This is a genomic window from Pantoea sp. JV6, from assembly GCF_025910055.1.
In the GTDB taxonomy this organism is placed as follows: domain Bacteria; phylum Pseudomonadota; class Gammaproteobacteria; order Enterobacterales; family Enterobacteriaceae; genus Pantoea; species Pantoea agglomerans.
The window spans coordinates 177,495-189,897 of sequence record NZ_JAPCIM010000023.1 but is presented as its reverse complement, the minus strand read 5'-3'; the positions used below and the strand labels follow the sequence as shown (position 1 = coordinate 189,897).

Here is a 12,403-nt window from a genome sequence, read left to right as displayed (position 1 = left end):
TCCGGTTTGCCGTGTCAGTGGAGGCGCATTATAGGGAACGGCTCAGATAGCGCAAGTGCAAATTGAGACTTTTTTACTGACCGTTCATTTTGCACTCAAAAGGAGTATTAAATAAGCAAAAACCCCTCAAAAGGGCAAAAAAAACGGGCCAGAGGCCCGTTTTTCATTCCACACCCTTACTGATGTGCAGTAATGATGTTGTTCTCCACATCCATTTCGATGGTTTTGCCTGGCACCAGCGAACCGGCAAGGATCTGCTGAGCCAGCGGGTTCTCGATCTGCTGCTGTATCGCACGTTTCAGCGGACGTGCACCGTAGACCGGATCATATCCGTTCTCCGCCAGCAGTTTGATCGCATCATCAGAGATGTGCAGCTGATAACCCCGTTCATCCAGACGTTTGTACAGCCGCTGCAGCTGAATCTGCGCAATAGACGCAATATGTTTCTCAGCCAGCGGATGGAACACCACCACCTCATCAATACGGTTGACGAACTCAGGACGGAAATGCTGTCCGACCACACCCATCACGATATCTTTCATTTCCGGGTAACTGAGATTGCCGAACCGCTCCTGGATTAAATCTGATCCCAGGTTAGAGGTCATAATCACCACGCTGTTACGGAAATCGACCGTCCGGCCCTGCCCATCCGTCAGACGCCCATCATCCAGCACCTGCAGCAGAATGTTGAAAACATCAGGATGCGCTTTCTCTACTTCATCCAGCAGGATGACTGAATAAGGCCGACGGCGCACAGCTTCGGTCAGATAACCGCCCTCTTCATAGCCGACATAACCCGGAGGTGCACCCACCAGCCGTGATACTGAGTGTTTTTCCATAAATTCAGACATGTCGATACGAACCATCGCATCGTCACTGTCGAACAGGAAGTTAGCCAGCGCTTTACACAACTCCGTCTTACCGACCCCCGTTGGCCCCAGGAACAGGAAGGAACCGATAGGCCGGTTTGGATCAGAAAGGCCTGCGCGACTACGGCGAATAGCATTCGATACCGCCTCAACCGCTTCATCCTGTCCGATAACCCGGCCATGTAAGTCCTGCTCCATGCGCAGTAACTTATCGCGCTCACCTTCCATCATTCGTGCGACAGGGATACCGGTCCAGCGTGCCAGCACATCGGCAATCTCCACATCGGTTACCCGGTTACGCAGTAACTTCATGGTCTTGCCTTCGGCCTGAGTCGCTGCGGCTAACTGTTTTTCCAGTGCCGGAATTTTACCGTACTGCAGCTCTGACATCTGAGCGAGGTCACCCTGGCGACGTGCCTGCTCTAAATTCAGACGCGCCTGCTCAAGTTCAGCTTTAATGTTCTGCGTGCCGGACAGCGAGGCTTTCTCTGTCTTCCACTCATCTTCCAGCTCGGCGTATTCGCGCTCTTTCTGGTTGAGTTCGGTTTCCAGCATCTCAAGACGCTTGATGCTGGCATCGTCCGCCTCTTTCTTCAGCGCCTGCTGCTCCAGCTTCAGCTGAATGATACGGCGCTCAAGGCGATCCAGTGACTCCGGCTTCGAGTCCATCTGCATACGAATGCTGGAAGCTGCCTCATCGATCAGGTCAATCGCTTTATCCGGCAGCTGCCGGTCAGCAATATAACGATGAGACAGGGTCGCCGCCGCGACAATCGCCGGGTCAGTGATTTGCACATGGTGATGCAGTTCATAACGCTCTTTCAGACCACGCAGAATGGCGATGGTATCTTCCACACTCGGCTCAGCCACAAAGACTTTTTGGAAACGACGCTCCAGCGCGGCATCTTTTTCAATGTACTGGCGATACTCATCAAGCGTAGTGGCACCCACACAGTGCAGTTCACCACGCGCCAGCGCAGGTTTAAGCATATTGCCGGCGTCCATCGCACCGTCCGCTTTACCGGCTCCCACCATGGTGTGCAGCTCGTCGATAAACAGAATGACGTTGCCTTCCTGTTTCGACAGGTCACTCAGTACGCCTTTCAGACGCTCTTCGAATTCACCGCGATATTTCGCCCCGGCCACCAGCGCACCCATATCCAGTGCCAGTACCCGACGTCCTTTCAGACCCTCAGGCACTTCACCATTGATGATGCGCTGCGCCAGCCCTTCGACAATCGCGGTTTTACCCACGCCAGGTTCACCAATCAGTACCGGGTTGTTTTTGGTACGGCGCTGCAGAACCTGGATGGTGCGGCGAATCTCTTCATCACGACCGATGACCGGATCGAGTTTGCCCTTCTCTGCCCGCTCGGTCAGGTCGATAGTGTATTTTTTTAAAGCCTGGCGCTGATCTTCAGCCCCCTGATCGTTCACGTTGTCTCCTCCCCGCATCTGTTCAATCGCACTGGTGATTTTTTCACGCGTTGCGCCCGCTGCTTTGAGCAGATCGGCCAGTGAGCCCCGCGATTCCAGGGCGGCCAGAACAAATAATTCGGATGAAATAAAGTTATCGTTGCGCTTCTGTGCCAGCTTGTCGCACAGGTTTAATACCCGGACGAGGTCAGATGAGGGTTGTACATCGCCTTCGCTGCCTTCAACTTGTGGCAGGCGATCAATAGCCTGCTCAACCTGAGCGCGAAATGGCGTAACGTCGACACCGGCCGAAGTCAGTAAAGGTGAAACCGATCCGCCTTCCTGTTTGAGCAATGCGCTCATCAGATGCAGAGGTTCGATGAATTGATTGTCGTGTCCCAGAGCGAGGGACTGCGCGTCGGCGAGAGCCAGTTGAAATTTGTTAGTAAGACGATCCAGACGCATAATTCCTCCCATTACAGGTCAAAATGCTACTGGAGATTAAATGAGGTCATCCCTCAAAATTTCAAGGTTAATGACCTGAGATTTGAGTAAAAAATACGCTAACTGGACCGTCTTATGGCGTAAGGTTATAACAGCCAGATCAAAGTTGCCATACGCCCGGTGATCCCATCGCGGCGGAAAGAGAAGAAATCGTCGCGCTGCGTAAAGGTACAACGGCTGCTGGCGCTGACTGAATTCACGCCCGCTGCCTGTAGTCGCATCTGCGCCAGCAGGCCGATGTCGGCGTAAAAGCGGTCACCTGATGGACGGAAAGCCTGCACAGCCCTGGGATCCTGAGCCATAAAGGCCTGACGGACTTCTTCGCCGACCTCAAACGCATCAGGTCCGATTGCCGGTCCAAGCCAGGCATGAATCTGATCAGGCGGCGAACGAAACTGCGCCAGCGTATTTTCCAGTACACCCGCACAAAGTCCGCGCCAGCCTGCATGTGCCGCCGCCACTTCCGTCCCATCCTGCGAACAGAACAGGACCGGAAGACAGTCAGCGGTCATGATGGCACAGACGACGCCGGGCTGATCGGTAATACAGGCATCAGCACGTAATGGCGTATTTTCCCCTGCAGTCAGACGCACAACCTCAGTGCCATGAACCTGATCCAGCCACTGCGGCATGGCAGGTAAACCCGCCTCTTCCAACAGCAACTGCCGGTTACGCGCCACCGCATCCGGATTATCTCCCACATGCCCGCCGAGATTCAGTGCATCCCAGGGCGATGTGCTGATGCCGCCCTGTCGCTGCGTCGAGCAGGCCCGAACGCGTGACGGAGCGGGCCATTGAGGAGTCATCAGATTCATCACCAATTCAACTGGTCTTTAAATTCTTCAGTGTCTGCTTTTAACGCCGCGATGAGATCAACCATGTCCTGCGGAAGCGCAGCATGGAATTCCATTTCAATACCGCTAATGGGGTGATAGAGGCGCAACATCGTGGCGTGCAGTGCCTGACGATCGAAACCGCGCAGCGTAGTAATAAATGCTTCAGACGCGCCTTTTGGCGGACGCGGACGGCCACCGTAAAGCGGATCGCCCACCAGCGGATGGCTGATGTGAGACATATGCACACGGATCTGGTGAGTACGACCGGTTTCCAGACGCAGGCGCAGACGGGTATGGGCCCGGAAGTGCTCCATGATGCGGTAATGCGTGACCGCCGGTTTACCCATTGGGTGTACCGCCATGTGGGTGCGTTTAGTTGAGTGACGGCTGATAGGCTGCTCAACGGTGCCGCCCGCAGTCATATTGCCAATCGCAACCGCTTCATATTCACGGGTGATTTCGCGACGCTGCAGCGAGTCCACCAGATGCGTCTGAGCCGGAACAGTTTTCGCGACCACCATTAAACCGGTGGTGTCTTTATCCAGGCGGTGTACGATGCCCGCGCGCGGCACATCCATAATCGCCGGATAGTGATGAAGTAAGGCGTTTAACACCGTGCCATCCGGATTACCGGCGCCAGGGTGAACCACGAAGTCGCGTGGTTTGTTGATGACAATAATGTCTTCATCTTCATAAACGATGTCGAGTGGCAGATTCTGCGGTTCCCAGCGCTGCGCCTCCTCGATCTCAGCGTCAATCGCGACCAGCTCGCCGCCCAGCACTTTTTCTTTGGGTGTATCGACCATGACGCCGTTTACAGTAACGCGACGATCGAGGATCCACTCTTTTATGCGAGAACGTGAATAATCAGGGAACAATTCCGCCAAAGTCTGATCTAAGCGTTGTCCGAGTTGTGATTCGGATACCGTTGCGGTGAGTTGAACTTGTTGTGCCATATACAGCTTCTTCGTTAACGTTGGGTTTTCACGGCGATGCCGTTTAATATAATGTGCTATCGTACCTGGTCATTACCGGGAGCTATACGGACAGCTTCCGCCATAACATTTGAGGATAATCACTTCGTCATGACGCGTATGAAACATCTGGTGGCTGCTGCCACACTGAGCCTGGCACTTGTTGGTTGTTCCGGCTCAAATGACGCGGTACCGGACAGCCCGCCTTCTGAAATCTATGCTACAGCGCAGCAAAAGCTGCAGGACGGTAACTTTAAAGCTGCGATTAAGCAACTGGAAGCGCTGGATAATCGTTATCCGTTCGGTCCTTATTCGCAGCAGGTGCAGCTGGATTTAATCTACGCGTACTATAAAAATGCCGATCTGCCCCTGGCGCAGGCTGCCATTGCTCGCTTTATGCGTCTGAACCCCACGCATCCGAACATTGACTATGTCATCTATATGAAAGGTCTGACGGACATGGCGCTGGATGACTCCGCGCTGCAGGGCTTCTTTGGTATTGATCGTTCTGACCGCGATCCGACGCACGCTCGTGATGCTTTCCGCGACTTTTCCCAGCTGCTGCGGAGTTACCCGAACAGCCAGTATGCGGCTGATGCTCAGAAACGCCTGGTCTATCTGAAAGACCGTCTGGCTAAATATGAGCTGTCAGTGGCGCAATTCTATACTAAGCGTGAGGCTTATGTCGCGGTTGTTAACCGTGTCGAAGGTATGATGCGCGATTATCCGGATACGCAGGCAACACACGATGCCCTGCCGCTGATGGAGAATGCTTACCGCAATCTGCAGCTGAACGCTGAAGCCGATAAAGTGGCGAAAATCATTGCAGCTAACAAAAGCTGATCGTTCGAAGGATTTTCAGCCATAAAAAAAGCAGCCTCTCAGGGCTGCTTTTTTTTGCTTACAGAACAGTCAGATTTGGATCTGTTCTCAGCGAGCTAACTCATCAAGCATGCCGTGTTAATCGTTTCGCTTCAAGCCATTTCGGCCAGTTTCTCTGCCTTTCTCACAGAATGTTGTGACTGACAAAAAGTGACATTTTTTCGTGATCGAAATCCCACATTGAACGCTTTTTCGCGCTATGCTGAGAAGACCAAGACGGAAATGACAGAGAGGTAAGAACGATGATTCTGAACATTACCAGTAAACAAATGGACATCACTCCGGCAATCCGAAGCCATGTTGAAGACCGTCTCGCCAAGCTCGAAAAATGGCAAACCGACCTGATTAATCCACATATTGTCCTTTCCAAAGAGCCCAAAGAATTCGTGGCTGACGCCACTATTAACACACCTAACGGGACTCTGGTGGCCAGCGCCAAGCACGATGATATGTATACCGCTATCAACGATTTGATTGCCAAGCTCGAGCGTCAGCTGAATAAAGTTCAGCACAAGTCTGAAGCACGCCGCGCCAGTGCCAGCGTGAAAGACATCATTCCCGCCGACGAAGAGTCCTGATTTTCTTAACGTTGTTTCTTAACGCGCCTGCGGGCGCGTTTTTTATTGACAGCTTTTAAGCAGTACGGTTACTCTCAGGTCACTCTCTTTTCGGACATGACAATGAAACTTGATCTGTTTTTCTTCGCTTTCTTTTTTACCTTCCCCTGAACGGGAGGCCATTCGTCGTGTGAAAATGAAAGCGAAGACGAACACCAAAGCCTCCCAACCGGGAGGCTTTTTTTTTGGATAGCATACAGGTGAGCCCTATGAATCCCGATAATCCATTGCTGGCGCTACGCGATAAAATCAGCGCCGTGGATAAAAAACTTCTGACGCTGCTGGCCGAGCGTCGTTTGCTGGCAGTGGAAGTTGCACAAGCGAAACTGGCGACGCATCGCCCGATTCGTGATGTGGAGCGCGAACGCGCGCTACTGGAGAATCTCATCGTACTGGGTAAGGCACACAACCTGGATGCGCACTACATCACCCGTCTGTTCCAGCTGGTAATTGAAGATTCCGTGCTGACTCAGCAAGCGCTGCTGCAAAAAAACCTCAACCATCCCCATGCGCATGCCGCCCGTATCGCCTTCCTGGGCCCGAAAGGCTCTTATTCGCATCTTGCAGCACGCAACTACGCGTCGCGCCATTTCGATAGCATGGTGGAGTGTGGCTGCCTGAAGTTTCACGACATCATCAAACAGGTCGAAAATGGCGTAGCTGATTACGCCGTGATGCCGATTGAGAATACCAGTTCAGGCTCGATCAACGATGTCTACGATCTGCTGCAACAGACAAGCCTCTCAATCGTGGGCGAGCTGACATTGCCTATCGACCACTGCGTGCTGGTGAATGGCCCCACCGATCTTCAGCAGATTGAGACGGTTTACAGCCATCCTCAACCGTTCCAGCAGTGCAGCCAGTTTATTAATCGTTTCCCGCACTGGAAAATCGAATACACCGAGAGTACCGCGGCAGCGATGGAGAAAGTGGCTGCGCTCAACTCACCTAAGGTGGCGGCGCTGGGCAGTGAGGCCGGCGGCGAACTGTATCAGCTGCAGGTGCTGGAACGTAATCTGGCGAATCAGCAGCAGAATCACACCCGCTTTATCGTGCTGGCCCGCAAAGCAATCGAGGTTTCCGACCAGGTGCCAGCGAAAACCACGCTGATTATGGCAACCGGCCAGCAGGCGGGTGCGCTGGTCGACGCGCTGCTGGTACTGCGTCAGCACAACCTGATTATGAGCAAGCTGGAGTCCCGCCCGATTAATGGTAATCCGTGGGAAGAGATGTTTTACATTGATGTGCAGGGCAACCTGCAATCAGAGCGGATGCAGCAGGCGCTGCAGGAATTACAGACCATGACCCGCTCTCTGAAGGTACTGGGCTGTTACCCCAGCGAAAATGTGGTGCCCGCTGAACCTGGCGAATAAAAAGAAGAAAAAAGGCATCCAACTGGATGCCTTTTTCATTGATGGATGGCTGTCATTTATGGGCGGCTGTCATTGGCCGATCGCAACAGGCTTCGGCTTTCGACCAGGAAGCGTTTTGCGTGATCGCCAAACCACTGTTCAACCCGGTTAAAGCTGGCGATAAACGCCTGCTTGTCGCCCTGCTCCAGCAGCGCAATCGCTTCACCAAACCGCTGGTAATAGCGTTTTATCAGCGCCAGATTACTCTCTGAAGACATGATGATATCCGCATAGAGTTGCGGATCCTGAGCGAACAACCGCCCCACCATCGCCAGTTCAAGCCGGTAAATGGGCGACGAGAGCGCCAGCAACTGATCCAGATTGACGTTCTCTTCGGCTAAATGCAGACCATAAGCGAAGGTAGCAAAGTGACGCAGCGCCTGAATGAATGCCATGTTCTGGTCATGCTCAACAGCGCTGATACGATGCAGACGCGCACCCCAGACCTGAATCTGCTCCAGGAACCACTGATACGCTTCCGGTTGTCTTCCATCACACCAGACCACCACCTGTTTTGCCAGGCTGCCGCTGTCCGGGCCAAACATCGGATGCAGACCCAGCACAGGCCCGTTATGGGCAGCCAGCATTGCCTGCAGAGGCCGGTTTTTGACCGACGCCAGATCGACCAGAATACAATCTTCCGGCAGTGGTGGCAGTTGGGCAATCACCTGCTCGGTCAGGTGAATCGGCACGCTAATGATCACCATTCCGGCATCGCTGAGCAGAGTCTCAGCCTGAGGCCAGTCCTCTTTATCCAGCGTTTTAACCGTGTAGCCTGATAGCCCGAGCATTTTTTCAAACAGCCGGCCCATCTGGCCCTTACCACCGACAATCACCACCGGGCGCAGTTCAGGACAGAGGGTTTTAAAGCCTTTGTCATTCTCGCTGGTATAGGATTCCCGCATCACGCGACGCAGCACATCCTCAATCAGATCCGGTGGGACGCCGAGCGCTTCGGCCTCTTTACGACGGGAAGCCAGCATCGTCGCTTCACGCTCAGGCACATAGATAGGCAGGCCGTAACGGCTCTTCACCTCACCTACCTCGGCCACCAGTTCCAGTCGCTTAGCCAGCAGATCCAGCAGCGCTTTATCAACACTGTCAATTTGATCGCGTAACGCGGTCAGTTCAGCCACCATTGCTCTTACACCTCTTGTGACAGACGCGCCGACAGCACTCCCTGCAGATCCTGATGCATTTCACGCAGCAACGTTTCGGTCACTTCCCAGTTGATGCATGCATCGGTTACGGAAACGCCATACTTCATTTCGCTGCGTGGCTGCTCAGAAGACTGGTTACCTTCATTGATATGGCTTTCCAGCATCAAGCCAATGATTGAACGGTTCCCATCTTTGATCTGCGCAATAGCGGATTCCGCTACGCCAGGCTGACGGCTGTAGTCTTTGTTCGAATTACCATGGCTGCAATCTATCATTAAGGCTGGACGCAGTCCCGCCTTGAGCATCTCTTTTTCACACTGCGCGACATCTTCAGGACCGTAGTTCGGCGCTTTGCCGCCACGCAGGATCACGTGACCATCCGGATTGCCCTGAGTCTGCAGCAGGCAGACCTGACCGGCCTGATTAATCCCGACAAAACGGTGTGGCATTGCGGCAGCACGCATGGCGTTGATTGCCGTTCCCAGACTGCCATCGGTGCCATTTTTAAAGCCTACCGGCATCGACAGGCCCGAGGCCATTTCACGGTGCGTCTGCGATTCAGTGGTACGGGCGCCAATGGCAGACCAGCTGAACAGGTCGCCCAGATATTGCGGACTATTGGGATCCAGCGCTTCAGTGGCCAGAGGCAAACCCATTTCAACCAGGTTCACCAGCAGCTGGCGCGCAATGTGCAGACCCGCTTCCATATCAAACGAGTTATCCATGAAAGGATCGTTGATTAGCCCTTTCCAGCCGACGGTGGTACGAGGTTTTTCAAAATAAACGCGCATCACGATAAAGAGCTGATCTTTCAGCTCTTCGGAAAGGGTTTGCAGACGACGAGCATAGTCCAGTGCCACTTCGGTATCGTGAATTGAGCAGGGTCCGCACACTACCAGCAGACGCGGATCGCGGCCGGCAATAATGTCAGAGATAGTCTGGCGCGACGCCGCGACCTGATCCTGCTGTTCAGTGGTCAGTGGAAACTTCGCTTTCAGCTCTTCAGGCGTGATTAATACCTGTTCACCGGCGATATGCACATTGTTCAGCGCGTCTTTTTGCATGATGGCGATCCTTTGGCTCGTATTGGCAGTCATGGACTCCTCACTGAGGAATGCAAATACTGTATCACATACAATACATAGCGCAATATTATATGTACACTTTTATTACCACGGATCAAGAAGGGTGCGAAATATACTTAAAATAACCAATAAAATCATGCATATAATAAAAAGCTCAACCACAAAAAACCAAACGCAATTGTACAAATAAGTTTACAGTTAAGGTTGTTGCCTTTCTTCTACCCACAGGCAGAATAAAAGAATCATTCTGTTCGCGCTGAGAGAGTTATGTACCCATCACCACAAAATATTTATCTGCGACCTTTTGAGCTCAGCGACATATCTGCGTTTACCACTGCGGTTAATGCCTCGCTGGATAGCCTTATCCCGTGGATGGTCTGGGCGCATCATGATTATCAGCCTCATGAAGCAGAAAGCTGGATCCGCTTTACCCACTGGCAACGGATGAAAGAGGAAGCGGAAGAGTTTGCCATCGTTGATCAGCATGACCAGCTGCTGGGGGGCGCAGGAATACGCTTTGCCCGTCATCCGGGTGACACCAGCGCAATTGGCTACTGGGTTCGCAGTGATGCACAGCGTCAGGGAATCGCCAGCCGCGCGGTGGCCGCGTTGCTGCCGCTGGGGTTTTCACGCCCAGAGACCCGGGTGATTGAGATTCTGGCAGCAGAGGATAACCTGGCCAGTCGGGGCGTGGCTGAGAAGTGCGGTGGTCAGTTCATTGGCTGTCGCTATGGCCTGATCGTCTTAGAGGAAGGGCCGGTTAATACCGCGATTTATCATTTTCAGCGGCCGGACGACGGTTAACTGCAGGCAGCAAGGTTGACTGTGACATAAAAAAGGGGCTGGCAGATGCCAACCCCTTGTTTGCTATTAACTTTTAGATGTCGCGTTAGCGATACCTTAGTTAAGACGCTCTTTAATACGAGCAGACTTACCAGTACGCTCACGCAGGTAGTACAGTTTGGCTTTACGCACAGCGCCACGACGTTTAACAGCGATGCTGTCAATTACAGGTGAATGAGTCTGGAATACACGCTCAACGCCTTCGCCGTTAGAAATTTTGCGAACAGTGAATGCAGAGTGCAGACCGCGGTTACGGATAGCGATAACCACGCCCTCGAATGCCTGCAGACGTTTTTTAGAACCTTCAACGACCCATACTTTCACTTCCACGGAATCACCCGGGCGGAAGGAAGGTACGTCCTGTTTCATCTGCTCTTGTTCAATTTGCTTGATAATGTTGCTCATAATTAAATCTCATATCCTGGGTAAACTGATAGTCGGGGAAGAGCTTACTCTTCCACATCATCGTTTTGTTGCTGCTGAGATTCCCGCTGGAACTCATTCAGCAACCTTGCTTGCTCTTCAGTCAGAGCCAGGTTTTCCAGAAGTTCAGGTCTTCTCAGCCAGGTACGGCCTAGCGACTGCTTCAGACGCCAGCGGCGGATATCAGCATGGTTGCCTGACAGTAATACTGCCGGGACCTCCACGCCGTCTAACACTTCAGGTCGGGTATAGTGCGGACAATCCAGCAAACCTTCCGAGAACGAATCCTCATCGGCTGACGCCTGCTTGCCGAGCACGCCAGGAATAAACCGGGCGACTGCGTCAATCATCGTCATCGCTGGCAGTTCCCCGCCGCTGAGAACGTAATCACCGATTGACCATTCTTCATCAATTTCGGTCTGGATTACGCGCTCATCAATCCCTTCATAACGGCCACAGACCAGAATTAACTTGTCCCGTGCCGCCAGTTCGCAAACGCCCTGTTGGTCCAGTTTGCGACCCTGAGGTGAAAGATATATCACCCTGGCCCCATCACCTGCCGCTGCTTTCGCTGCGGAGATGGCATCCCGTAAGGGTTGTACCATCATCAGCATTCCCGGTCCGCCGCCGTAAGGACGATCATCCACGGTACGGTGCCGGTCGTGCGTGAAGTCACGAGGACTCCAGCTCTGAATGCTGAGCAGACCGTTTTTTACAGCCCGGCCAGTTACCCCGTAATCGGTAATAGCGCGAAACATTTCTGGAAACAGGCTAATAACACCAATCCACATTGTATTCGCCGTTACGTTACCGTTCGATTCGGAGATCAAAAACCAGGATCCCAATCTACCTCAATGATGCCAGTAGAGAGATCGACTTTCCTGATAACCTGTTCATCAAGAAACGGAATTAACCGCTCCTGAGCACCGAATGCATCCTTCAGGTTTGCCTTAACGACGAGAACGTCGTTCGAGCCGGTTTCCATCATATCGATGACTTTACCCATCTCGTAGCCTTCAAGGTTAACTACCTGGCAGCCCATAAGGTCTTTCCAGTAGTAGTCGCCCTCTTCCAGCGATGGCAACTGCGTCGAGTCAACCTGAATTTCGCAATTGGTTAACTGAGCCGCCGCATCCCGATCTTCAATGCCTTTGACTTTGATGATCAGGTCCTGATTGTGGTGCTTCCAACCGTCCAGTTCGACCTGCTGCCATTTACCGGCGCGCTGGATGAACCAGGGTTGGTAGTTGAAGATGCTTTCAGCGTCTTCAGTGGAGGAAAACACTTTGAGCCAGCCGCGAATACCGTAGGCGGCTCCCATCTTACCCAATACAATCGGGTTAACAGGAGGCTGTGCGGCAATTTGTCTGCTCATGCTCACC

The 12,403-nt window shown here is 52.9% G+C and carries 13 protein-coding genes and 1 other annotated feature; of the genes, 5 read left to right on the top strand and 8 right to left on the bottom strand.

Annotated elements, in window-relative coordinates; translation table 11 throughout:
- Window positions 1–176: 176 nt before the first annotated feature.
- The 3 genes from clpB to rluD all read right to left on the bottom strand — a co-directional run bounded on the left by clpB (window position 177) and on the right by rluD (window position 4,581).
- Window positions 177–2,762, bottom strand: a complete 2,586-nt coding sequence (clpB, locus tag OK412_RS21965; RefSeq protein WP_029519628.1) for an ATP-dependent chaperone ClpB — start codon at window positions 2,760–2,762, stop codon at window positions 177–179.
- A gap of 113 nt (window positions 2,763–2,875) precedes the next feature.
- Window positions 2,876–3,604 (bottom strand): purine nucleoside phosphorylase YfiH, encoded by a 729-nt coding sequence (gene yfiH / locus OK412_RS21960; RefSeq protein ID WP_264353548.1) that lies wholly within the window; start codon window positions 3,602–3,604, stop codon window positions 2,876–2,878.
- On the bottom strand, window positions 3,604–4,581 hold the full coding sequence (gene rluD, locus OK412_RS21955; protein ID WP_010248442.1) for a 23S rRNA pseudouridine(1911/1915/1917) synthase RluD: 978 nt from the start codon (window positions 4,579–4,581) through the stop codon (window positions 3,604–3,606). The genes yfiH and rluD overlap by 1 nt, the downstream gene beginning before the upstream one ends.
- A gap of 129 nt (window positions 4,582–4,710) precedes the next feature.
- Between rluD and bamD the strand changes: the two genes are divergently transcribed.
- The 4 genes from bamD to pheA all read left to right on the top strand — a co-directional run bounded on the left by bamD (window position 4,711) and on the right by pheA (window position 7,471).
- The gene (gene bamD, locus OK412_RS21950; RefSeq protein WP_010248444.1) at window positions 4,711–5,442 is read left to right on the top strand and encodes an outer membrane protein assembly factor BamD; all 732 of its coding nucleotides are present in this window, start codon (window positions 4,711–4,713) and stop codon (window positions 5,440–5,442) included.
- Window positions 5,443–5,723: 281 nt separating this feature from the next.
- Window positions 5,724–6,059 (top strand): ribosome-associated translation inhibitor RaiA, encoded by a 336-nt coding sequence (gene raiA, locus OK412_RS21945; RefSeq protein WP_003849030.1) that lies wholly within the window; start codon window positions 5,724–5,726, stop codon window positions 6,057–6,059.
- 101 nt (window positions 6,060–6,160) lie between these two features.
- Window positions 6,161–6,285, top strand: a sequence feature (Phe leader region).
- The gene (pheL, locus tag OK412_RS21940; RefSeq protein ID WP_187507180.1) at window positions 6,162–6,209 is read left to right on the top strand and encodes a pheA operon leader peptide PheL; all 48 of its coding nucleotides are present in this window, start codon (window positions 6,162–6,164) and stop codon (window positions 6,207–6,209) included. It overlaps the preceding feature by 48 nt.
- Before the next feature lie 22 nt (window positions 6,286–6,307).
- On the top strand, window positions 6,308–7,471 hold the full coding sequence (pheA, locus tag OK412_RS21935; RefSeq protein WP_010248448.1) for a bifunctional chorismate mutase/prephenate dehydratase: 1,164 nt from the start codon (window positions 6,308–6,310) through the stop codon (window positions 7,469–7,471).
- A gap of 56 nt (window positions 7,472–7,527) precedes the next feature.
- On the opposite strand, the gene tyrA is transcribed toward pheA, so the two are convergent.
- Window positions 7,528–8,649, bottom strand: a complete 1,122-nt coding sequence (tyrA, locus tag OK412_RS21930; protein WP_033758683.1) for a bifunctional chorismate mutase/prephenate dehydrogenase — start codon at window positions 8,647–8,649, stop codon at window positions 7,528–7,530.
- 5 nt (window positions 8,650–8,654) lie between these two features.
- Window positions 8,655–9,734, bottom strand: coding sequence for a 3-deoxy-7-phosphoheptulonate synthase (locus tag OK412_RS21925; RefSeq protein WP_010248468.1), 1,080 nt, complete (start codon window positions 9,732–9,734; stop codon window positions 8,655–8,657).
- Window positions 9,735–10,022: 288 nt separating this feature from the next.
- On the opposite strand from OK412_RS21925, the gene OK412_RS21920 reads away from it, so the two are divergent.
- Complete coding sequence (locus OK412_RS21920; RefSeq protein WP_122457840.1) at window positions 10,023–10,559, top strand: GNAT family N-acetyltransferase; 537 nt, start codon at window positions 10,023–10,025, stop codon at window positions 10,557–10,559.
- A gap of 96 nt (window positions 10,560–10,655) precedes the next feature.
- Here the strand turns inward: OK412_RS21920 and rplS are convergent, their stop codons facing one another.
- Genes rplS through rimM form a run of 3 tightly spaced genes read right to left on the bottom strand, consistent with a single transcriptional unit; the run spans window position 10,656 to window position 12,396 of the window.
- Window positions 10,656–11,003 (bottom strand): 50S ribosomal protein L19, encoded by a 348-nt coding sequence (gene rplS, locus OK412_RS21915; protein ID WP_003849035.1) that lies wholly within the window; start codon window positions 11,001–11,003, stop codon window positions 10,656–10,658.
- A 44-nt stretch (window positions 11,004–11,047) separates the two neighbouring features.
- Window positions 11,048–11,812: a tRNA (guanosine(37)-N1)-methyltransferase TrmD gene (trmD, locus tag OK412_RS21910; protein WP_010248477.1), complete on the bottom strand. Its 765-nt coding sequence runs from the start codon at window positions 11,810–11,812 to the stop codon at window positions 11,048–11,050.
- 35 nt (window positions 11,813–11,847) lie between these two features.
- The gene (rimM, locus tag OK412_RS21905) at window positions 11,848–12,396 is read right to left on the bottom strand and encodes a ribosome maturation factor RimM (protein WP_010248480.1); all 549 of its coding nucleotides are present in this window, start codon (window positions 12,394–12,396) and stop codon (window positions 11,848–11,850) included.
- Between the last annotated feature and the right edge of the window lie 7 nt (window positions 12,397–12,403).